This is a genomic window from Salinarchaeum chitinilyticum (assembly GCF_055390775.1).
Window position 1 is genome coordinate 427359 of sequence record NZ_AP043888.1, and the last position, 20491, is coordinate 447849.

Below are 20491 nucleotides of genomic sequence, written 5' to 3' on the forward strand. Positions count from 1 at the left end.
GATTACTCGCGGACGAGCAACGCGCTGGCCGCGGCACCGCCGACGCTCGTCGTGAGCAGATAGCCACCGACGCTGTGGATGGTGACGGCTGCGGTGATCGTCGCGGCGCCGGCACTGGTCAACACTGCGAGTAGCGCCACGTTGATCGCCTCGGTCCCGCCGAGGCCACCGGGTGTTGGGAACGCGCTCCCGACCCGACCGAGCGGGATCACGAAGAAGGCTACGTACAGCGGTACGTGCACGTCGAGCGCGAGGAACGTCACCCAGAGGCCGACGGACTGCAGCGCCCAGCCGAGCGCGGAGAAGGAAAGCGCAGCCGCGAGCCGCCCTCGGTTCCCGGCGAGACGTTCGATCGCGGCGACGAATCCCGTAACGCGCTCGCCGACGCCGTCGAGGTGGGTCGGCGTCAGGCGCGGGACCGGACCGACGAGTCGCTCGGCGACGGCGCGTGCGGGACCGCGGACGATCCCGCCGAGCCGGCGACGGTACCGCCAGGTCGCGAGCGAGATCGTCGGAAGGAGAATCGCCGCACCCAGGACGACGATCGGCAACGTGCCGAGTTCGGTGCCCTGCCCCTCCGCGAGGAGGAAGTAGAGGGCACCGACGGCGGCGAAGACGAGCGACGGGACGACGTTGATCGCGTCGAGGCTGGCGATCGACGCCAGGCTGACCTCGTACTCCGTGTCTGTCGTGCGCGTGAGGAGCAACGCCGTGACCGGTTCACCGCCAGCCTGGCCGAACGGCGTGACGTGGTTTGCGAAGGCAGCCGCCGCGTGGATCAACATCGCAAGCTGGATCGGAACGTGGACGTCGAGCCCGCGGAGGACGTTCCAGAGCGCGATCCCCCAGGAGACGTTCCAGAGCAGAATGAGCCCTGCAACGACGAGGAGGAGCCGGAGGTCCGCGTTTCGCATCTCACCGAAGACGGCCCCGGCGTCGACGATCCAGAACATGACCGCAAACACGGCTGCCGCTACCGCGAGTCCCACTGCGGTCGCGAGGAGGTCCCTGCGGGCCACGGGGTCGGTACCTCGCCTGCTGGAATCAATCCATCGGAGACGGCCCGCCATCGGTGGGGATACGCCGCTTTCGGCCCGGCGGCAGCGATCGTCAGCCTTCGACAGCACTTTGACGCGGCCACGCGACGCTTCGGCCATGACAGATCCGCTCTACGCCGTCTCGCCGCTCGACGGCCGGTACGCCGGCCGCACCGAGCCGTTGCGGGAGTACGCCAGCGAAGCCGCGCTCATGCGAGCCCGCGTGCAGGTCGAGGTCGAGTACCTGCTCGCGCTGGCCGACCTCGACGCGACGCCGCTGTCGATCGACGACGAACAGCGGGAGACGCTCCGCTCGTGCTACGAAGATTTCGACGCCGACGACGCTGACCTGGTCAAGCGTATCGAAACCGAAGGCGCCCGCGGCTACAGCGCCACCAATCACGACGTGAAGGCCATCGAGTACTTCGTCCGCGAGGGACTGCCAGCGGATCTCGACGCCGCGAACTGGATCCACTTCGGGCTGACGAGCGAGGACGTCAACAATCTCGCTCACCGCCTCCTGGTCCGCGACGCGCTGGCCGAGGTGGTCGAGCCGACGATCGTCGAGGTTCGGAACGAGCTCGCCGACCTCGCCCGCGAGTACCGGTCAGTACCGATGCTCGCCAGGACCCACGGCCAGCCCGCGACGCCTACTACCTTCGGCAAGGAGATGGCCGTCTACGCCGGCCGACTCGCGGATCTCCACGCGGACGTGCGGCAAGCCCGACAGCAACTCTCGGGGAAGCTCGGCGGTGCCTCGGGCACCTACGCGGCCCACGTCGCGGCCTACCCCGACGTCGACTGGCGATCCTTCGCCCGCGAGTTCGTCGAGGGGCTCGGCCTCGAATTCACCCCGCTCACGACGCAGGTCAACCCTTGTGACGACCTCGCCCGGGCCTTCCACGCGCTCGTACGCGTCAACAACTGCCTGCTGGACCTGGAGCTGGACGCCTGGCTCTACGTCTCCGATCGCTACCTCGGCCAGGAGGCGGCAGCCGGCGAGACGGGCTCCTCGACGATGCCCCACAAGGTCAACCCGATCGACTTCGAGAACGCGGAGGGGAACCTCTCGAAGGCGAACGCCGATCTCGAGTTCCTCGCGGAGTACGTGACGACATCGCGACTCCAGCGGGACCTCTCGGACTCGACGGTCAAGCGCAACGTCGGCGCCGCCTTCGCGCACTGTCTGATCGGCTACTCCAAGACGCTCGACGGGCTCGGAAAGGTCGTCCCGAACGAGCAGGTCATGCGCGAGGAGCTGGAGGCCACGCCGGAGGTCATCGGCGAAGCAGTACAGACGATCCTCCGCCGCGAAGGCCACGGCGACGCCTACGAGCGGGTCAAGGAGCTGACTCGGGGCAAATCCGTCACGATCGAGGACTTCCACGAGCTGTTCGAGGACCTCGACGTGCCCGGGGACGTACGGGAGGAGCTGAAGGCACTGACGCCGGCGGGCTACACCGGCGTCGCCGACGAGCTGGTCGACGAGGTCGAGGACCTCGAGTAGCTCGCAGTACTGCGACTCCGGCCAGCCACGGCCCGAGCGTCAGGCCTTTCTCGCCGGCGTCCGCTCCAGTGAGCATGCGCATCGCTCGATTGCTGACGACGAATGGCCCCGTCGCCGGCGAGTACGTCGACGGCGTCGTCCACGCCGAGGACGGTCGCTACGAGGTGGGCCGCGACGGCCGCCTGCTCCCGCCGTGCGAGCCGTCAGCGCTGTACTGCGTCGGTCGCAACTACGCGGCGACGCTCGACCAGATGGACTACGAACGGCCCGACGAGCCGGATTTCTTCATCAAGCCCCCGGCTGCACTGCTCGCCCACGAACAGCCGATTCCCTACCCCTCGTTCACGGACGAACTCACCTACGCCGGCGAGCTCGCAGCGGTGATCGGCGAACGCTGCAGGAACGTCGACGAAACCGAGGTCGCGTCCGTCGTCCGCGGCTACACGATCATGAACGACGTCGACGCACTCGATCAACAGGGCCGGACCGCACGGAAGGCGTTCGACGGCTCCGCCCCGCTCGGGCCGTGGATCGAAACGGAGCTCGATCCCTCGGCGATCGACGTCCACACCGACGTCGCGGGCGAACGTCGCCAGTCGGCGAACACGGAGACGATGCTCTTCGGGGTCGAGGAGATCGTCGCCTATCTCTCCGAGCGGTTCACGCTCCGTCCCGGCGACGTCGTGGCCTTCGGCAGTCCCGAGAACCCGGGACTCGTCGAGCCGGGCGACGACGTCGAGATCACCTACGAGGGCGTCGGGACGCTCCGTAACGTCGTTCGCGAGCCGTAGCCGACCACGACGGGCGCTACTCCCCCGATTCGTCAGGGTCGTCGGAGGCCGCCTTCCACTCGCCCAGCTCCTTCGGATCGACGTGGACGAACACGTCGTCGACGGGGCCGAGGTCGCGGATCGCTTCGACGACTGCGGACTCGATGTCGTGTGCTTCCGCGAGCGTGCGATCGCCCTCGACCTCGATGTGCAGGGAGACGTCGATCTCGGGGCCGACGTAGTGAGCGATCACGTCGTGGACGCCCTCGACGTCCGGATGGGCGAGCGCGCGATCGACGATCTCCTCGCGCAGGTGCTCCGGCGGCGCCGCGCCCAGCAGGTAGTTGAGGTTGTCCCGAACGATGTCGATCCCCGAGTAGCAGACGAAGACGGCGACGACCGCGGCCGCGATCGGATCGAGGAGCGGGTAGCCTGCCTGCGCGCCAGCGACCCCGAATAGCGCGGCGCCGGAGGCGAGCACGTCGTTCCGGTTGTCGACGGCAGTCGCAGCGACCGCAGGAGACCCCTCGCGTTCCGCGACGCGTTTACAGTACCGGTAAAGCCAGAGTTTCGCGGCCACGGCGACGACGAGCACGGCGACCGCGCTGGCACCCGCCGGCGGTTCGAGGTCGCCCGCGAGAGCGGCCGTAGCAGCACCGTAGAAGATTGCCACGCCAGCGAGCACGATCGCTCCAGCAACGAACAGCGAGACGAACGGTTCGATCCGCTCGTGGCCGTGGGGATGTTCGAGATCCGGCGGCTGGGTCGTCAGGTAGAGCCCGCCGAGAATGACGAGGCTGTAGGACGCGTCGGCGAGACTGTTGATCGCCTCGGAGCCGACGGCGAGCGATCCGGAGAGATACCACGCAGACCCCTTCGCGAGCACGAGGGCGACGTTGACGGCGAGCACGACGGCCCCTGCCCGCCGGAGCGCCTGACGACTCGACACGCTGCAGGCTTGGTGAACCCACGTCAAGGGAGTACCGATCCGAAACGCGATCGTGACCCCTGCAGCGCCGACGGCGAGCCATCCCGACAGCTGTCGAATACCGTCGGCGATAACCGCCCACAAGGCATTAGGCTCGTGATACGAATCGGTACAACAGAGATTGGTGTGGTCGATTCCCTGCCGTACTCCGGTTCGGCGCTCGATATCGCCGTCGTCTACGGCGTGGTGAGCGCCGGGTGGATACTCCTCTCGGATCAACTCGTGGCCGTCCTGATCGACGATCCCGAGCTAGCCAGCACGGTCCAGACGGCGAAGGGATGGCTGTTCGTGGCTGGCTCGTCCGTGCTGTTGTTCGGGCTCGTCAGACACGGCCAGCGATCCCGGCAACAGACGAACGAGCGCCTCGATCGTGCGCTCCAGCAGACGACCGTGCTCCATCGGATTCTCCGGCACAATCTCCGGAACAGCTGCAACGTGATCGCCGGTAACACCGAACTCGTCGCCTCCCACGTCGACGAAGACGGTCGTGGACCCGATCCCGAATCCGAGGAGCATCTCGAGATCATCCGGGAGCAGACCGAACAGCTCGTGACGATCACCGAGAAGACGCGACTGCTACGGGACCTCGTGCTCGAGGAACCAGACGAGGAACGGATCGACCTCACGACGCTCGTCTCCGACCGCGTCGACGTGGCCCGCGAACGGTATCCAGAGGCGTCCTTCACGGTCACCGTCGCGGACTCGATCGGCAACTCCGTCACCGCCGAAACCGATCCTCGACTCCACAAGGCCCTCGACGAACTCCTCGAGAACGCAGTCGAGCACAGCGATCACGACTCGCCGTCGGTGCGCGTCGACCTGAACCAGCAACCGGACGGGACGATCCACCTCGACGTCGCCGACGACGGCCCCGGGATGCCGGAGATGGAGCGAGCAGTGCTCGAGGAGGGAATGGAGAGCCCGATGTTCCACTCGGAGGGGCTCGGGCTCTGGATCGCGCGGTCGGTCGTCGTGCAGGCCGACGGCGAGATCTCGATCGTCGAGAACGAGCCGCGTGGAACCGTCGTCCGAATCACGCTCTCCTGATCGAACTACGTCGCTCGCAGTGCGCCACAAAACGACGCGAACGTGGTTCACTGGGTGACGACCACCGGTCCGAACGAACCGACCGATCCCCAGCGTTACTCGAAGCGGATCCGGACGGCGTCGGTGCTATCGCCGTCCTCGACCGCCACCGCCTGTGTCTGGAACGCCGCGTGGAGTCGATCATAGGTCGCATCCAGGGCCTCGACGATCACGGTCGTATCCGCGATGACCGGCATGAAGTTCGTGTCGCCGGTCCAGCGCGGGACGACGTGGGTGTGCACGTGGTCGTCGATCGAGCCACCCGCCGCGTCGCCGCCGAGATTGAGCCCGACGTTGAAGCCGACGGGATCGAACGCGGTTTCGAGGGCGTCGATCGTGCTCGCCCGCAGCTTTGCGTGGTCGAGCATGGTCTCGTCGTCGAGATCGCGAAGATCGCCGCCGTGGGCGCTGGGGATGACCATCACGTGCCCCGGGCTGTAGGGATAGTTGTTCAGCATGACGAAGGCGTGCTCGCTCCGGGCGACGATCAGGTTCTCGCGATCATCGTCCATAGCTGGCAACTCACAGAAGACGCAGTCGTCGATCGCGTCGTTGGGCTCCTCGCGCTCGATCCACTCGATGCGCCACGGCGCGAACACCTGGTCCATGCGCGCTACCTCACGAGCCGGAACCAAGGAGTTTGCCGTCCGGCGACGTGGGCGAACGCCGCCTCTGTTGATCGGCGTCTCGGCGACCGGCGTAGCGCTGGTGGCGCCGCAGTAACGACCGGGGTGGCGCCGGCACCCGACGGCCCAATCCCCTTATAAAAGTTTCTGCTGCGACGGACCGCGATGGTGAAACAAGCCACGAGATCGCTTCCTGAACGATTAGAGCGCGTCAGGACTCGTCGTTCGAAAAATACCGTCGCCCTCGTGCGATGAACGGTCAAAAACTCCCAGAACGGCCGGGGGTACTTATACTCCGAGTTCGCTTCCGATCGGGTGGCATGGCGACGACCGACGGCGCGTTCGACGGGCTCACGGAGTACTGCGAGACGTGCGAGAGTGACACCCTCCACCAGGTGTCAGTGCAGATCCTCGCCGAGAGTAGAAACCCGGAGAACGTGGAGTTCTCCCGAGAGCCCTATCGGGTCGCCGAATGCCAGCGGTGTGGCGAACGCGACAGTCAGCGGATGAACAACGCCTGAGCACCCGACGTACTGACGGGTGCCCGGAACGGCCACGCCGACACTGACCCCTACAGAGTGCACCAGGGGAGCGCGTCGACACTCCCACATCCTTTCCGGACCGCATCGACCGAGAGACCGCTCGCAGCGGCCGGTGTTCCCCGGCGACGGATCTACTCACCAGAGTCGTCCTCGACCGCGAGCGACGCGAGCTGCTCGCCGATTGCGTCGGCGTGGTCGGGCGCGAGCGCGACTTCGATCTCGTTGCCGTCCGCGTCGGAAAACGCGAGTTTGATCCGCTCGTCGCCGAACGGTCGCGCTTCGACGGTTTCGACGTCGTAGAGCTTCGCAGTACCGGCCTTGTTGGGTGCGCCGACGTTCTTGATCGAGCCCTCCTTCAGTTCGATCGCGAACTCCTCGAGCTGGAGTGATAGCACGCGCGAGACCACGGTGCGGGCTGGAATATATCCGTGGATCCCCCGCGGGGCTCGCGCTGTCGCCCGGATCGACGGGTAGCACGTCTCGACGGATCGAGCGTGGACCCCGTGATCTCTCCGCTACCGATCGGTCGAGCCACTACCACGTGGACCGGGCCTGACACGACGTGCCGACCGAACAGATTCGTCCCGGACCATTAGGTGCGCGGCGTCCGATGTCCACCCGTGTCCAGTGCAGCGACGATCTCCCGGGGTGCACGCGGGTTCGTGCTCGCGGGAGGAGGCTTCCTGGTCGCCTGCACGCTCGCAGCGTTCGCGGGGGAGCCCCGGAGCACGGTCGTCGCGTTCGGGCTCTACGGCTTCGTCCTCCACACCGTCTTCGGAAAGGCGTACGGCTTGCTTCCTGCCTACTTCGATCGCGATCTCGCCGTTCCGCGTGCGCCGCTCCTCCAGCTACCCTTCTCGGCGGTCGGAGCGTTCTGTCTCGCGGTGACGCCCGGTAGCACGGCGGCCGACCGACTCCCCGTGGACCCGGCTGCCGCAGGCGATCTCGGTGCTATTCTATGGGCGCTCGGTGCGACCGTGTTCCTCGCGACGATCGCGGTCACGATCCGGGACAATCCCACAGGTGCCGAGACGGGGACGTCCGAGGCGAAGGCCGACCGCGCGCGGCTCGATCGCGTCGCCAACGCCGCGATGCCGTTCGCGCTTGGTTATCTCGCACTCGCCACCTACGCGATCTTCGCGACGGTCGACGCGGCGCCGGTCGCGAGCGCGCTTCCGACGCCGATCGAGAGCACGATCGCGATCTCGCACCTGCTGGCCGTCGGCACCGCTGCGCTGCTCGTCTTCGCCATCGGCGCCCGCTTGCTCCCGCGACTGCTCCGTGCCGAAACGCCGGACGCACTGGCGACTGTCGTGCTCGTAGCCGGCGTGCTCGGTCCAGCGCTGCTGGTCGCGTGGTTCGATCCGGGGATCGGTGGCCGCTCCGCCAACGGCGTCCTTCACGGTGCGATCGCGCTGCTCGCGATCGCAGTGCTCGGACACGCCGCACTCGTCGGTGTGCTGGTTCGACGGGCACCGGCACCGCGACTCGGCGTGTACGGAGTCCTCGCGGGAGCGATCGGCGGCGTCCTGACCGTCGGCGCCGGGGGCCTGCTTGGGCTCGGCAGGTATCCCGAGCTCTACGGAGTCCACCCGCGCCTCGGCGTGCTGGGCTTCCTCGGACTGACGATCGTCGGCGTCGTCTACCACTTCTACCCGCCGGCAGTCGCTGGCGAGTACGGAGACGACGTCGCTGCTGCGTCACTACTGTTGCTCGGCGGCGGCCTCGCACTCGAGCTGATCGGCGTGCTGGCTGGGAACGGACAGCCGGGGAGCCTCGCGAGCCTCGCCATCGACGGGGGACGCGGGCTCGCGGTGCTCGGTGCGCTCGCCTACGCCGGACTCCTCTTCGCGATCGTCTACCACCGGTATCGGTGACGGGCCGGAGCGGTTCGCGACAGGTGACTCCTCTCAGTCCGAGGTCTCGATCGCCTCGCGCCACTCCGCGACGATCGCGTCGCCGCTGGAGGCGCCGATCCGGACTGCACCAGCCTCGAACATCGCCGCGGCCTCCGTCCACGAACCGATCCCGCCGCTCGCTTTGACCGGCAGATAGTCGGCCATGACTCGGACGTCCTCGACGGTGGCCCCGCCGCCGTTGAACCCCGTCGCAGTCTTGACGTGCGAACAGCCGGCGTCGACTGCGATCTCGCAGGCAAGTTCCAGTTCGTCCCGGTCGAGGAGCGGCGCGCAGACGATCGCCTTCACGGGCAGTGTAGTCGCAGCCACTATCGCCGCGATATCCTCGCGCACGGCCGCGGACTCGCCCGCTGTGATGCGACCCGCGTTCACGACGGCGTCGAGCTCGTCCGCACCGTCGGCCGCTGCGGCTCTCGCTTCCGCGACGACGGTCGCCGTGGCGTACTGGCCGTGAGGAAATCCGACGACGGTAACGACCGCACCGGCATCGGCGTCGGCACCGCCGGAGTGCATCGTCTCGCTGGCTCGATCGACGTAGCAGGGAGGGACGCAGACGTTGGTCCCGAGGCGTCGGGCCGTCCCGGCGGCGCGATCGACGTCGTCAGGCGTGGTCGTCGGCCCGAGGATCGTGTGGTCGATCCGCGATGGAAGGTCGGGGACGCTCGCCGGGTCGTTCCGACGACCGTCGGTGGGATCGGAAGCGGAGTCCGTCATATCGGTTCGCTCGGCAGCGGGTCCAATAGTCCTTCCTGGAACGCGTTGAGGGGGCAGCGCCAGCCGACCACCGGGAGCCCAGTTTCGCGTTTCCGAACCCGAGGATCACAGCACCGTGCATTGCCACACCATAGCGTCGCCGAACCCCGTTCGTTATATATCTCCCCCGTGTTGCCTTGAGAAGAATGAACCCGTCTGTCGTGGTTGGAGCAGTCGGGCCCGGAACGTTCGGGGGAACGGTCCTGCAGCTGGGTGGTGTGCTCCCCGACGGGTTCGGGCTGCCGCCGCTACCGTACGTCGCGGCACTGCTCCTCGGATTGCTCACGGTGGGGGCGCTGCTCTGGACGCTGTCGCCCCCAGTAACGAACGCCACCGTCGTCGCGCTGACCCCGTGGATGATGACCGGCGGTGTGCTCCACGCGCTCCACCAGGTCAGGGAGTTTCCCGACTGGGCAGCGCCGCTCTTCGGAACGCCGGCGGTCTACGCGACGGTCGCCGTCGTCGCTGGATTTATCTGGGTGATGACGACGCTGTACTCCGCGATGACACAGGGATCGCCGAACCGGCACCTCGGCGTGATCGGGACGGGCGTCGTGGTGACGTTCACGATGCTCGGCCTCATCGAGGCGTTCCAGAACGGGACGCTCGACGCGCTGCCAGTGGCCGTCACGATCGCCGCGACCGGGATCGCAGCCGCGATCACCTGGGCGATCATCGGGGTGCGGTTCACCGACTCCGCCGCACTCGCGTCGTGGACCGGCATGGTCGTCGTCGCGGCACACGCCCTCGACGGCGTCTCGACGGCGGTCGGCTACGACATGCTCGACGTGCACGAGCGATCGCCAGCCTCCGAGGCGATCCTCGAGGCCGGTTCGGCGCTCCCGACCGCGGAGTTCATCGGCGCCGGCTGGCTGTTCGTGCTGGTGAAACTCCTCGTCGCGTCGGTGATCGTCGTCCTCTTTCGAGAGTGGCTCCGGGAGGAACCACAGGAAGCCCGCCTCGCGCTCGCCGCCGTCGCTGCGCTCGGCCTCGGTCCCGGGATGAACAACGTGATCCTGTTCGCCGTCTCGGGCTGAGCCGTCGCCCGACGACAGTGCCTTCCCCCTGCAGGGCCGGATCGGACCGGCCGATTTTTTGTCGGGCCACGCTGAGGAGTAGCCAATGCCCGACGTCCTCGTCGCCGGCCACGTCAACTGGGACGTGACGCTGGTCGTCGATCGACTCCCGGCAGCCGACGAGGAGTCGCCGATCCGCGAGCGCCACCGGGGCGGTGGCGGCAGCGCCGCGAACGTCGCCGCCGGACTGACAGCGCTCTCGGTGGAGCCCTCCCTGCTGGGGAGCGTCGGCGACGACGAGCCCGGACGGCTCGCACGCGAGGCGCTCGCCGAGCGCGGCGTCGACGTCGAGGACGTCCGGATCACCCGCGGTGAAACGAGCACCAAGTATCTCCTCGTCGCTGGCGAGGACGTCGGCGTCCTCGGCCTCGACGGCGTCAACGAAGCGCTCCGGCCCGACGACGTCGGACCCGACGACGTCGCCGACGTCGAACACGTCCACCTCACCGGCCAGCGCGTGGCGACGGCCGAGCGGCTCGCGGAACTCGCCACGGCGGCCGGCTGCACCGTGAGCCTCGATCCTGGGCGACGTGCCGACGAGCGGGACTACGCTGACGTGCTCGAGCACGTCGACCTGGCGTTCGGAACGGACCGGGAGATCGCTGCGCTGTTCGATGGGACTGGCGCGAACGCCCACATGGACGAGCTGCTCGTCGTCGAGACCAGCGGCGCCGGGGGTGCGGCGTGTGCCGTCCCCGGTGGCGGCGAGCAGTCCCATCCCGGCTTCGAGGTCGACGTCGTCGACACCACCGGTGCCGGCGACGCCTTCGTCGCCGGCTTCCTCTCCGTCTGGCTCGACAGCGAGGCGTACGGCCGCGCGCTCAAAGTGGGGAACGCCTGCGGCGCGATCGCGAGCCGCCAGGTCGGCGCCCGGAGCGACCTCGATCCCGACGTGCTGGCGTCGTTTCTGGAGTGACGGTGTAGCGACTGCGTCCGCCACGACGGAGTGGTGGGGTTTTTCTCCCGACCCGCCGAAGCCGGCGACATGGCCAAGCAGCCCCACCTCATGATCGAGGAGGGCGACGTCACCGACGTCGCGCTGGTGCCCGGGGATCCCGATCGCGTCGAGCGGATCGCCGAGCACTGCACGGACGTCGAGTGGGTCGCCTCGAACCGTGAGTACACCGTCGCGAACGCGGTCTACGAGGACCGCCCGCTGACGATCTGCTCGACCGGGATCGGCAGCCCGTCCGCGGCGATCGCGGCCGAAGAGCTCGCCGAAGTCGGCGTCGACACCCTCCTTCGGGTCGGGACGACGGGTGCGTTGCAGTCCGGCATCGAGATCGGCGACATGGTCGTCGCGACGGGCGCGGCGAAAGACGAGGGGACGACGAAGCGCTACGAGTCCGAGACCGTCCCGGCCGTCCCCGACTACGACGTCCTGACCGAGCTCGTCGCGGCGGCCCGAGCCAACGACGAGGACGTACACGTTGGCCCCATTGCCACCGACGACGCGTTCTACGCCGAGACTGAGGAGTACGTCGAGGCGTGGGAGGCTGCGGGGCTGCTCGCCGTCGAGATGGAAGCCGCTGCGCTGTTCACGCTCGCACGGCGCCACGACGTGCGAGCGGGCGCGATCTGTACCGTCGACGGGAACCTCGTCGAAGGGACCCAGAAAGGCGAGACAGACGACGAGGAGCTGCCGCCGAAGGCCCGCGACAACGTCGATCGGGCGATCCACATCGCACTGGAAGCGACGGCGGAGCTGTAGACCGAGCCCCGCGAGCGGCGAAGTCGAATCGGCGAGCGGCTGCTCGGTAGCAACAGATCGATAGTAGCGGCGAGCGACCCCGGGTCTCCCGGAAGGACTCCCAGACCGAACGGGACAAGGTGACGGGGTACGGATCGGAGACGAAGCGAACGATGTTCGACGCACGCGAGCGGCTCCGACGGCTGCGACGACGGCTTCGCCGGATCGAACGGCGCGAGCAGTCCGCACTCCGTCGGTGGATCGAGGACACGGACAACCTGATCCACGCCTCGGTCCTCCTTTTCGTGCCGCTCACGATCGCCGGGGTCACGGCGCTCGCGAACTCGATCCCCTCGCTATCCTTCCTGCTCTTTCCCCCGCTGGCCTCGGGCGCATACACGCTCTTTGCGGATCCGGAGGGTCGGTACGCCTCGCCGATCCGGTTCGTCGCGGGGCTGACCATCGGTTCGGTCTGTGGCTGGATCGCGCTGGTGACCCTCGGGAGCCCCGGCAGCGGCGATGTCAACGCCTGGGCGGCGATGCTCGCGGTGCTCCTGACCGGCACCGCCACGTGGGCGCTCGACGTCGAAGAGCCGAGCGGCTACTCCGCGGCGCTCCTCTTGCTCGTCCAGGAGGCACCGCCGACGCTCTACGTCCTGAGCGTGGCCGTCGCCAGTACCATCGTCGCCGTCGTGTACGTCACGTGGCACGACACGATCTACGAGCGCCGAGCCGAGTTCCTCTACGCGACGACCGGCCGCGACGACGACGTGCTCGTGCCGATGCTCGACGGCTCCGATTCGATCGCTCGCCTCGGCGCCCGCATCGCGAGTGGGCACGAGCAGGGGCGGCTCGTACTGCTGGGGTTCGCGAACGGACCAGAGGAACGCACCGGCGGCGGCGAGGTACCGTCACCGAACGCCAAGGGCGGAAGCACGTCCGGGGACGTGGACCAGTCGTCGGCTGCCGACGCGAGCGAAGCCGAAGACGGAATCGATCCGGCCGTCGACGTCAGCGGTGCCGTTGACGAGACCGATCCGGCCGTCGACGCCAGCGGAGCCGAAGACGGGACCGACGGGGGCGTCGGCGATCGTGCCGACGAGTCCCGGGCGGGAGACGACCCCGAACCGTCCCGAGCAGCGTCGCAGGCGTCCGCCGAACACGCCATCGTGGAGCGGCTCGAAGCGCAGGCTGACGAACTCAGGGAGGCCACCGGCGCCAATTGCGAAGTCGTCGTCGCCCGGGGGTCCGACCCCGCCACGGTCACCCGAGAAACCGCCCGGGAAACGGGTTGTGACCTGATCCTGGCTCCGTTCCACGGCCCCGACGAAGACGGGTTCGTCACCTCGCTGTTCGCCAGTGAGCTCGACGTCGCGGCGGCCCGGGTCGAGCGCCAGCGCTGGCTGCAGGTGCTCGTCCCGATCCGATCCGCTGGCGACCTGGCCCATCGGAAGGTCGATCTCGCTCGGCGGATCGCCGGCCCAGCCGGACGGGTCACGGTGGCCCACTGCATCGACTCGGAGAAGGAGCGTCGGAAGGCCGAAGCGATGTGTGCCAACGTCGTCGACGCGTACGACGGCCGATTCGAGACGCTGGTGGCGCGGGCGGACGTCGAGGCGTTCCTTGGCGACCACGCGCCGGCGAACGACCTGATCGTCCTCGGCGCCAGCACGGACCGCAGCCCGGTCTCGCGGATGCTCTCTCCGCCGACCTACGAGCGCGTCCACACCGTCGATACCGACCTGCTGGTCGTCCACGCCGGACGGCCCTGAGCGAGCGGAGCCTGGCGTTCGGGCCGAGACTGGCTCGGATCCGTCGGGATCCCCGAGGAGCCGGCCGCTGCCGGTACTGGTTTATCCGTGGCGTCGGTCTGTGGTCGCATGAGCCTCCCCGCCGAGTTCGTGCTCGGCCTCTACATCGGCCTGCTGACGGGGATCATCCCGGCGCTGGTCTCCGGCGTCCTGGGGTTCGTGTTCAAGTACTTCACCGGCGTGACGCTCCCGGGCCTCGGTGTCGTCGTGCTCGCGGTCGCAATCGCTGGCGTCAACGGTGGCCTGCTCGGACTGGTCGATCCGACGGTCTCCCAGTCGCCGCGACTGCTCGTCGCCCTCGTCGTCATCATGATGCTCGCGCTCTACGCGCACAGCCAGGGCGACAAGCTCGGCGCGACGATGCCCAGACGGTTCTCGTTGCGGACGCTTCGCAAGCAGACGCTCTCGACGGACGTAATCAGCGTCGTGGGTGGAATCGGCCAGGTAACGGTCACGCCCGTCGGCGAGGTGGACGACGTGGAAGGCTACCCACCGCTCGGCCCGGAGCTCCGCGCCGAGCTCTCCGAGGGCTCCTGGGATCTCCCCGCGGACCTCCCGATCGCCGAACTCGAACTGCGACTCGAGGATCGGCTCCGTACCGACTACGACCTCGCGGACGTGACCGTCTCGATGGACGACCGGGGGCGAGCCTCGATCGCGGCAGCACCCCCGATGGGCGGACTCTCTCGGCGTGTGCCGTCCGGCCACCGCGCAGTCTCCGTGGCAGCACTCGTCCCGACCGGGATCGCCCGCGGCGAGCTGGTGCGGATCGAGGCCGGCGACGATCGGTTCGAGGGCGTGGTCGTTTCTGCACGATCGTCACCACTCGGATCCGGTGAGCCAGTCGCGACGGACGGCGGGAGCACTCCCGCAACCGACGGCGGAACCCCCACCGTTACCTCCAGCGTGCCGGCGTCAAGCAGCGCACCGACGACCACCGGCGGCGACGGTCGCGTAACGGTCGCACTCCCCAGAGCGAGAGCGCTGGAGCTGCTGGCCTGCGATCGAGGACGCGTCGTGGTTCGATCGCGAGGAACGCGACGTGAGTTCGAGCTCCTCTCGCTGTTCCGGCGTTCCGGCAAGCGAATCGCGAAGCTCACCGTCCAGGGCGGCGGGCCGCTCGACGGAACCTCGATCGGTGCGGCAGCGATCCGGGATACCCAGGACGTCGCCGTCCTCGCTGTCCGGAGCGTTCGCGCCGACACCGGCAAGCGATCCTGGTCGTTCTCCCCGGACGGCTCGACGTTGCTGACGGCTGGAGACGAGCTGTTCGTCGTCGGCTCGCGCAGCGCGATCGACGCGATACGGGGTGAGGCCTCGTGATCCACGAGTCGATCGACGTGGTTCCCGCAGCCGCACGGATTCTCGCGATGGCGATCGGATCGGCGAGCGTCGCCGCGGCGGCCTCGCTGGCCTATCGCTGGTACAGCGGCGGTTCGATACCGGAGGGAGTCCCGATCCTCCTCGGCGTCTCGATCGTCGCGACGGCGCTCAACACGACCGCGACCCTCCAGAAGAGCCTCGTCGCTGACGAACTCGTCGGTGGCTCTGCGGCGGGGTACACGCTCGCGGCGTTCGCCGTCGGTACGATCGCCGCGGACGCAGGGCGGCGGGCCGGTGAGCACCTCGCCGGCGACCTCCCGAGCGTGGAGTCCGTCCGGACGATGGAATCGGACGTCGGCTCGCTCGTCCGCGCTGCGGGGCGGGTGATCCGCGTCCGCGTTCCCGAGACGATCGAGGACATCGACGGGTACGAGCCCGTCCCGAAGGAGGTCAAGGCCGACCTCGCGGGTACGACGTTCCTCTTCCCACGTCGCATGACCGTCGGCGAGCTACGAGAGCGCCTCGTCGAACGCCTCAAGCGCGACTACGAGGTCGGTCACGTCGACGTCGAACTCGCCGAGGACGGCAGCGTCGAGTATCTCGCCCTGGGTCGCCGTCTCGCGGGCGTGGGACAGACGCTCGCGCCGGGAACTGTCGCAGTCGCGATCCGGGCCGATCCTGCGTTCACCGCGACCCCCGGCGATCGGGTGCAGATCTGGCGACCGCCCGAGTCAGCACAGGCAGTGTCGGCAGAGATGCCCGAAGAAAAACTCGAGGAGGCCGACGACGAATCGGTCCACGATTCGGGTGTAGCGAACGGAGCCGACGCGCCGGCCAGCGAGCCGACGCAGGTCACCACCGGCGAGCTCCGCGCAACCGTCGGTGAAGTAGTGACGATCGCCGTCGACGAGAGCGACGCCGACCTGCTGGACGACGACGTTCGATACCGGCTCGTCACGCTCCCCGCGTCCGTGCAGACCGAGCGGGAGTTCGCCTCCTTGCTCCGGAGCGCCGACGAGACGATGGGATCGATCACCGTCGAAGCGGGGAGCGACCTCGACGGCTCGTCCGTCGAATCGATCGACCTGACCGTCGTGGCACTCCAGAGCAACGGTGACGTCTCCGCGATCCCCCCGGGCGACCGAGTGCTCGACGCTGGCGAGACGGTCTACGTCGTCGGGCGCCCAGATGGCATCCGTCGGCTGGAGACGCGAGGCAAAGCCGGCGACGGGGATCCGGCCACCGGGGAGTCCGGCGGCTCCGACGGACCGGAGGGTGCTGGCCAGTCGGACGGGACGAGGGCGACCGCCGCCTCACCGGACCGGGACGACTGAGCATCGGTTCGACCCGACATTCCTTTGGGCCGGCACCGCCGATCCTGGCACATGCAGTGGAAGCTCTTCGCGGATCTCGCAGAGGTCGCCGGCAGCGACGTCGTCGAGATCGACGGCGAGCCAGGGGCGGACGGCGAGCTCGCCACCGTCGACGACGCACTCGACGCGCTGCTCGCTGATCGGCCGGCCCTCGCCGATCGGGTGCGGGACGACGACGACGACGGGAGCGTCTACGCACACGTCAACGTCCTCCGGAACGGAACCGACGTGACCGCGACCGAGGCCGGGCTGGCTACCGAGCTGGACGACGGCGACGAACTGGCGCTGTTTCCGCCGGTCAGCGGCGGGTGATGGTTTCACGCACTCGACCCACTCGAACAGACAGCGACCCGTGACCTCCCGGGCGAACCCGTCCTCGTGGTCGCGTTGGTTTCGTCGCCATCCGACAGTATTTCTTCAAGAAGGTAACGAAAACAACGAAAAGGGATCGCCCAGAAGGCTGCGCTATCGATGTTGAGTCAGCTACTCGTCCTCGCGGGACTGCTTGCAGTCACCGGACTCGTCACAGGGTTCGCAACGCTACTCGTGGTCTACAGGCTGCCAGCGGACGCCTCGGTCGCGCGGCGGTCGATCGTCAAGCGACTCGTGATCGGGCTCGCACACGTCGTCGGGATCGCGGGCCTCGTCGCGACCGGCGTCTGGGAACCGGTGCTGGAGGCGATCGTGTACGACGCGCCGCCGCTCGATCCCAGCGTCGCCGGGATCGGCGTCTTCGTGCTCGGATCCGTCGTCGCAGTGCCGGGGATCGTCTGCTCGCACCTGATCACGGCGTTCCAACAGGTGAACCTGGACGACGAGGAGTCCACCGCGAGGGTCGTTACGCTCGCCGTCAAGGATTCGTTCTTCGTCACAGCGATCCTCGCACTCGCCGTGCTCGTGTTCGTCGGCGTGGTCGCAGCGCCACATCCAGCCGTCGCGATCCTCGTCCCGATCGTGGCCACGTTCGTCGGCGCACAGCTGCTCGCGTACGGCGTGCTGTGGGGACAGCCGATCCGTGAGCCGACGGACGCGGAACGAGAGCGCATCGCGCGGGCGCTCGAGCAAACGGGATTCCCGATGGAACGCGTGCATCTGATCGCCGACCAGCCGGAAGTCGAACTTCCGCGACCCTTCGCCCGAGGCCTTCGGTCGCGCTCGCACGTGTTCGTCCCCGAGGACAGCCTCGAGACGATGGACCCCGACGTGTTCGAAACGACGCTGGTCCAGCTCACGACGCCATCGGGCTTTCGAGCGCTCCGTATCGTCGTGCGCTCCCTGCTCGTTGGCAGTCTCGTAACGATGTTCGTTCACTTCGATGCGCTCGCACTCTACACCTCGAACGAGCTCTCGGGGGCCGTCATGGCCCTGACGGTCGTGATACTCTGCAGCGAAGCGTTCGGGTTCGTGGTCGGCCACCGGCTGATCTACCGGGCAGACCAGCGCGTCGCAGACGTCGTCGGTAGCCAACAGCTCCGAACGGCGATGGAGCGACAGTTCGAGCGCTCCGGGGGCGAGGAGATCGATCGCGTATCGCGGTACCTACTGTTACTCCCCTCCGTCGAGCAGCGACTGGGACGACTCGAATCCGGGAAGTAGGGGTTCTGGTCCGCCCGGCAATCGTCGAACGAGGCTGTGTCACGCCCGCAAATTGTGCGGGTACAATCGGTCCCCCGCTCGAATCACTGGGCGGTGAGATCCGCAGCGAGCACGAAGTCCGGCTCGTCGCCGATCTCGGCCCGGCAGGCCGCAACGTCGCTGACGTGGCGAGCAGTCTCGGGGAGCAGGAGCCTCGTATCGTCGGCTCCGACCGCAGCCGCGTCGGCGGCGATCGCGGAGAGCAGTGCGGCGCAGGCGTCCTGGTCGTCCCAGGCCGCGGCACCGTAGACTGCAGTGGTCCCGGTTGCATCGTCTCCTTCGCCCTCCTGATCCTCGTGATCGTCCTCGTCGCCGCTTCGTCGGTCGATTCGCGACCGGACGGCCATCGCGACGATCCCCTCGCCGGTCCGAATCGCGATCGCACCGTCGTCCTCGGCGACGCGGTCCAGATCCTCCCGGGTCAGCTCGCGAACCGCCCAGCGTTCCTCGTCGTCCGCGGCGAGTCCCGAGAGCTGCTGTCGAGCGTCGCTGTGGGTCCAGTAGCGCCAGGCGGCCGCGGGATCGACGACGCCCTCGGCGTCGGCGGGACCGTGATCGGACGGGTCGGCGCCGGCAGCTGGCTCGGGACTGGCGAAGCGCAGCTCCGTCGCGGGCTCGAACCCTGTCGCGCGAGACTGGCCGAGACCGGCGCTGTTCCAGGAGAAAACCATGTTCCGGGCGACGGTCGCGCCCTGCTCGCGTGCCCAGTCGAAGCCAGTTTCGACGATCCGGCTGCCGACGCCTTCGCCGCGGTAGGCCGGATGGACGCGCATGCCCTGTGCCCAGGCCTCTTCCTCGGAGAGCAACACGACCTGTGCGATCCCGGCGACGGCTGGGGCGTCGTCGGGCACCGCGTCGGCGTCCGTGACTTCGGCGACGAGCGTGCGGGCGTGCTCCTTCTCCAGCCAGGACTCGAATACTTGCGGCAGATACTCGAGGCCCTCCCGATCCGGCCACGACTCGGCGCCGATCGCCGCGACTGCGTCGGCGTCGTCGATCCTCGCGTCGCGTACCTCGAAACGCGGGCTCATTCCCAGGGCGTCGATCGCTCGGTCAACTCGCCGCCGATCGGCGTCCGCATCGTCTCGGCGACGGCGTCGGGGCGGTTCGCCAGCGTCCACATCAGCTTCACCGTCGCAGTACCGGGGAGGAGGTCCTCGCCCTCGATCACGCCGGCGTCGAGGAGATCCCGCCCGGTGTCGTAGACCCGATCGCAGACGCGACCGTCGATGCACTGGCTGGTCATGACGACGGGCGTGTCGTCGTCGACCGCGTCCTCGAGAATCGGCACGATGTCCGTGTTGACGTGACCGAGGCCGGTCCCCTCGATCACGAGCCCGCTGGCGTCCTCGGCGGCGGTCTCGACGATCCGCTCGTTCATCCCCGGAGCGAACTTCACGAGGTCGACGTTCGACTCGATCTCGTCGTGGAGCGCGAGCTCAATCTCGTCGCGCTGGGCGTGCTCGCGACGGAAGTTGACGCCCGCGCCCGTCGGGTCGACCGTCTCGTCACCACCGGGATCGGCAGCTCCGGCGTCGGCGTACTCGACCTCCCCCAGCGGTTTCGCGCCGATCGTCTCGAAGGCGTCGCGGCGGGAGGTGTGGTTCTTCCGTGCGCGCGTGCCGCGATGGAGCGCACAGACGTCGTCGGACTCGGAGGCGTGCATGCAGACGAGCACCTCCGCACAGTCGGATTTCGCAGCCTCGACCGCACAGACCGCGTTCATGACGTTATCGGAGGAGGGCCGGTCCGCGGAGCGCTGGCTCCCCGTGAAGACGATCGGGACCGGCGTGTCGAGCATGAAGGCGAGCGCGGCGGCGGAGTACTGCATCGTGTCCGTGCCGTGCATGACGACGACGCCGTCGGCGCCGGCCTCGATCTCCTCGTGGACGGCACGGGCGAGCTCCTGCCAGACGTCGGGCGTCATGTTCTCCGAGAGGATGTTCGCCACGACGCGGCCGCGGTAGTTCGCGCGACCCGCGAGATCCGGCACTGCCCGGAGCACGTCCTCGGCGTCGAACCGAGCGGTCACCGCACCCGTCCGGTAGTCTACCGTCGAGGCGATGGTCCCGCCCGTCGAGATGAGCGCGATCGTCGGCAGGTCGGAATCGAAGGAGACCTCGGTGCGGCCCGCGGCTCCGTCGTCCGTCTGTGCGTCCTCGATCTCGTGGACGCCGGACTCGAGGACCTCCACGCTCGCGTCCTCGCGGTCGATGCCCACGTTGTAGCCGCCCTCGAGCTTCACGACGATGTGCTCGCGCGTCGAAGAGGGCAACACGACGCCCTCGTAGGTCTGGTCCGCTCGATCGACGCGGACCCGGTCGCCTGCGTTCATGCCTCCGCGTTCCGGCCCGC

20 protein-coding genes are annotated in these 20491 nt (G+C 68.4%); 13 read left to right on the top strand and 7 right to left on the bottom strand.

Annotated features, from left to right (window positions below):
* Positions 1 to 2 precede the first annotated feature (2 nt).
* Positions 3 to 1019, bottom strand: a complete 1017-nt coding sequence (locus tag ACZ5KP_RS02115) for a lysylphosphatidylglycerol synthase transmembrane domain-containing protein (protein WP_460919420.1) — start codon at positions 1017 to 1019, stop codon at positions 3 to 5.
* Positions 1020 to 1155: 136 nt separating this feature from the next.
* On the opposite strand from ACZ5KP_RS02115, the gene purB reads away from it, so the two are divergent.
* Positions 1156 to 2544 carry an adenylosuccinate lyase gene (gene purB / locus ACZ5KP_RS02120; RefSeq protein ID WP_460919422.1) on the top strand — a complete coding sequence of 463 codons (1389 nt, stop codon included), beginning with the start codon at positions 1156 to 1158 and terminating at the stop codon, positions 2542 to 2544.
* Positions 2545 to 2618: 74 nt separating this feature from the next.
* The gene (locus ACZ5KP_RS02125; RefSeq protein ID WP_460919424.1) at positions 2619 to 3335 is read left to right on the top strand and encodes a fumarylacetoacetate hydrolase family protein; all 717 of its coding nucleotides are present in this window, start codon (positions 2619 to 2621) and stop codon (positions 3333 to 3335) included.
* A gap of 16 nt (positions 3336 to 3351) precedes the next feature.
* On the opposite strand, the gene ACZ5KP_RS02130 is transcribed toward ACZ5KP_RS02125, so the two are convergent.
* Positions 3352 to 4263, bottom strand: a complete 912-nt coding sequence (locus ACZ5KP_RS02130; RefSeq protein WP_460919426.1) for a cation diffusion facilitator family transporter — start codon at positions 4261 to 4263, stop codon at positions 3352 to 3354.
* Positions 4264 to 4428: 165 nt separating this feature from the next.
* Between ACZ5KP_RS02130 and ACZ5KP_RS02135 the strand changes: the two genes are divergently transcribed.
* Positions 4429 to 5349, top strand: a complete 921-nt coding sequence (locus tag ACZ5KP_RS02135) for a sensor histidine kinase (protein WP_460919428.1) — start codon at positions 4429 to 4431, stop codon at positions 5347 to 5349.
* 95 nt (positions 5350 to 5444) lie between these two features.
* Here ACZ5KP_RS02135 and ACZ5KP_RS02140 read toward each other — a convergent pair whose 3' ends face one another.
* Complete coding sequence (locus tag ACZ5KP_RS02140) at positions 5445 to 5996, bottom strand: HIT family protein (RefSeq protein WP_460919430.1); 552 nt, start codon at positions 5994 to 5996, stop codon at positions 5445 to 5447.
* 338 nt (positions 5997 to 6334) lie between these two features.
* Between ACZ5KP_RS02140 and ACZ5KP_RS02145 the strand changes: the two genes are divergently transcribed.
* On the top strand, positions 6335 to 6535 hold the full coding sequence (locus ACZ5KP_RS02145; RefSeq protein WP_460919432.1) for a DUF7835 family putative zinc beta-ribbon protein: 201 nt from the start codon (positions 6335 to 6337) through the stop codon (positions 6533 to 6535).
* Between the two features lie 152 nt (positions 6536 to 6687).
* Here ACZ5KP_RS02145 and ACZ5KP_RS02150 read toward each other — a convergent pair whose 3' ends face one another.
* Complete coding sequence (locus ACZ5KP_RS02150) at positions 6688 to 6951, bottom strand: hypothetical protein (protein WP_460919434.1); 264 nt, start codon at positions 6949 to 6951, stop codon at positions 6688 to 6690.
* Between the two features lie 225 nt (positions 6952 to 7176).
* Between ACZ5KP_RS02150 and ACZ5KP_RS02155 the strand changes: the two genes are divergently transcribed.
* On the top strand, positions 7177 to 8433 hold the full coding sequence (locus tag ACZ5KP_RS02155) for a hypothetical protein (RefSeq protein WP_460919436.1): 1257 nt from the start codon (positions 7177 to 7179) through the stop codon (positions 8431 to 8433).
* A gap of 33 nt (positions 8434 to 8466) precedes the next feature.
* On the opposite strand, the gene deoC is transcribed toward ACZ5KP_RS02155, so the two are convergent.
* Positions 8467 to 9189, bottom strand: coding sequence for a deoxyribose-phosphate aldolase (gene deoC, locus ACZ5KP_RS02160; protein ID WP_460919438.1), 723 nt, complete (start codon positions 9187 to 9189; stop codon positions 8467 to 8469).
* 185 nt (positions 9190 to 9374) lie between these two features.
* On the opposite strand from deoC, the gene ACZ5KP_RS02165 reads away from it, so the two are divergent.
* The 8 genes from ACZ5KP_RS02165 (at position 9375) to ACZ5KP_RS02200 (ending at position 18097) form a co-directional block, all read left to right on the top strand.
* Entirely contained in the window at positions 9375 to 10265 is an 891-nt protein-coding gene (locus tag ACZ5KP_RS02165; RefSeq protein ID WP_460919440.1) for a DUF63 family protein, read from the top strand.
* Between the two features lie 85 nt (positions 10266 to 10350).
* The gene (locus ACZ5KP_RS02170) at positions 10351 to 11220 is read left to right on the top strand and encodes an ATP-dependent ribose-1-phosphate kinase (RefSeq protein WP_460919442.1); all 870 of its coding nucleotides are present in this window, start codon (positions 10351 to 10353) and stop codon (positions 11218 to 11220) included.
* Between the two features lie 69 nt (positions 11221 to 11289).
* A complete protein-coding gene (locus ACZ5KP_RS02175) occupies positions 11290 to 12015 on the top strand; it encodes a nucleoside phosphorylase (RefSeq protein WP_460919444.1) in 726 nt (241 codons plus the stop codon).
* Between the two features lie 152 nt (positions 12016 to 12167).
* Complete coding sequence (locus tag ACZ5KP_RS02180) at positions 12168 to 13766, top strand: HPP family protein (protein ID WP_460919446.1); 1599 nt, start codon at positions 12168 to 12170, stop codon at positions 13764 to 13766.
* Positions 13767 to 13874: 108 nt separating this feature from the next.
* The gene (locus ACZ5KP_RS02185) at positions 13875 to 15128 is read left to right on the top strand and encodes a DUF8167 domain-containing protein (protein WP_460919448.1); all 1254 of its coding nucleotides are present in this window, start codon (positions 13875 to 13877) and stop codon (positions 15126 to 15128) included.
* On the top strand, positions 15125 to 16462 hold the full coding sequence (locus tag ACZ5KP_RS02190; protein WP_460919450.1) for a cation:proton antiporter regulatory subunit: 1338 nt from the start codon (positions 15125 to 15127) through the stop codon (positions 16460 to 16462). Before ACZ5KP_RS02185 ends, ACZ5KP_RS02190 begins: the two co-directional genes overlap by 4 nt.
* Before the next feature lie 51 nt (positions 16463 to 16513).
* Positions 16514 to 16813, top strand: coding sequence for a ubiquitin-like small modifier protein 1 (locus tag ACZ5KP_RS02195; protein WP_460919452.1), 300 nt, complete (start codon positions 16514 to 16516; stop codon positions 16811 to 16813).
* A 159-nt stretch (positions 16814 to 16972) separates the two neighbouring features.
* Complete coding sequence (locus tag ACZ5KP_RS02200; protein WP_460919454.1) at positions 16973 to 18097, top strand: hypothetical protein; 1125 nt, start codon at positions 16973 to 16975, stop codon at positions 18095 to 18097.
* 83 nt (positions 18098 to 18180) lie between these two features.
* Here the strand turns inward: ACZ5KP_RS02200 and ACZ5KP_RS02205 are convergent, their stop codons facing one another.
* A complete protein-coding gene (locus ACZ5KP_RS02205; RefSeq protein ID WP_460919456.1) occupies positions 18181 to 19167 on the bottom strand; it encodes a GNAT family N-acetyltransferase in 987 nt (328 codons plus the stop codon).
* The gene (gene gatD / locus ACZ5KP_RS02210) at positions 19164 to 20471 is read right to left on the bottom strand and encodes a Glu-tRNA(Gln) amidotransferase subunit GatD (RefSeq protein ID WP_460919458.1); all 1308 of its coding nucleotides are present in this window, start codon (positions 20469 to 20471) and stop codon (positions 19164 to 19166) included. Before gatD ends, ACZ5KP_RS02205 begins: the two co-directional genes overlap by 4 nt.
* Positions 20472 to 20491 lie beyond the last annotated feature (20 nt).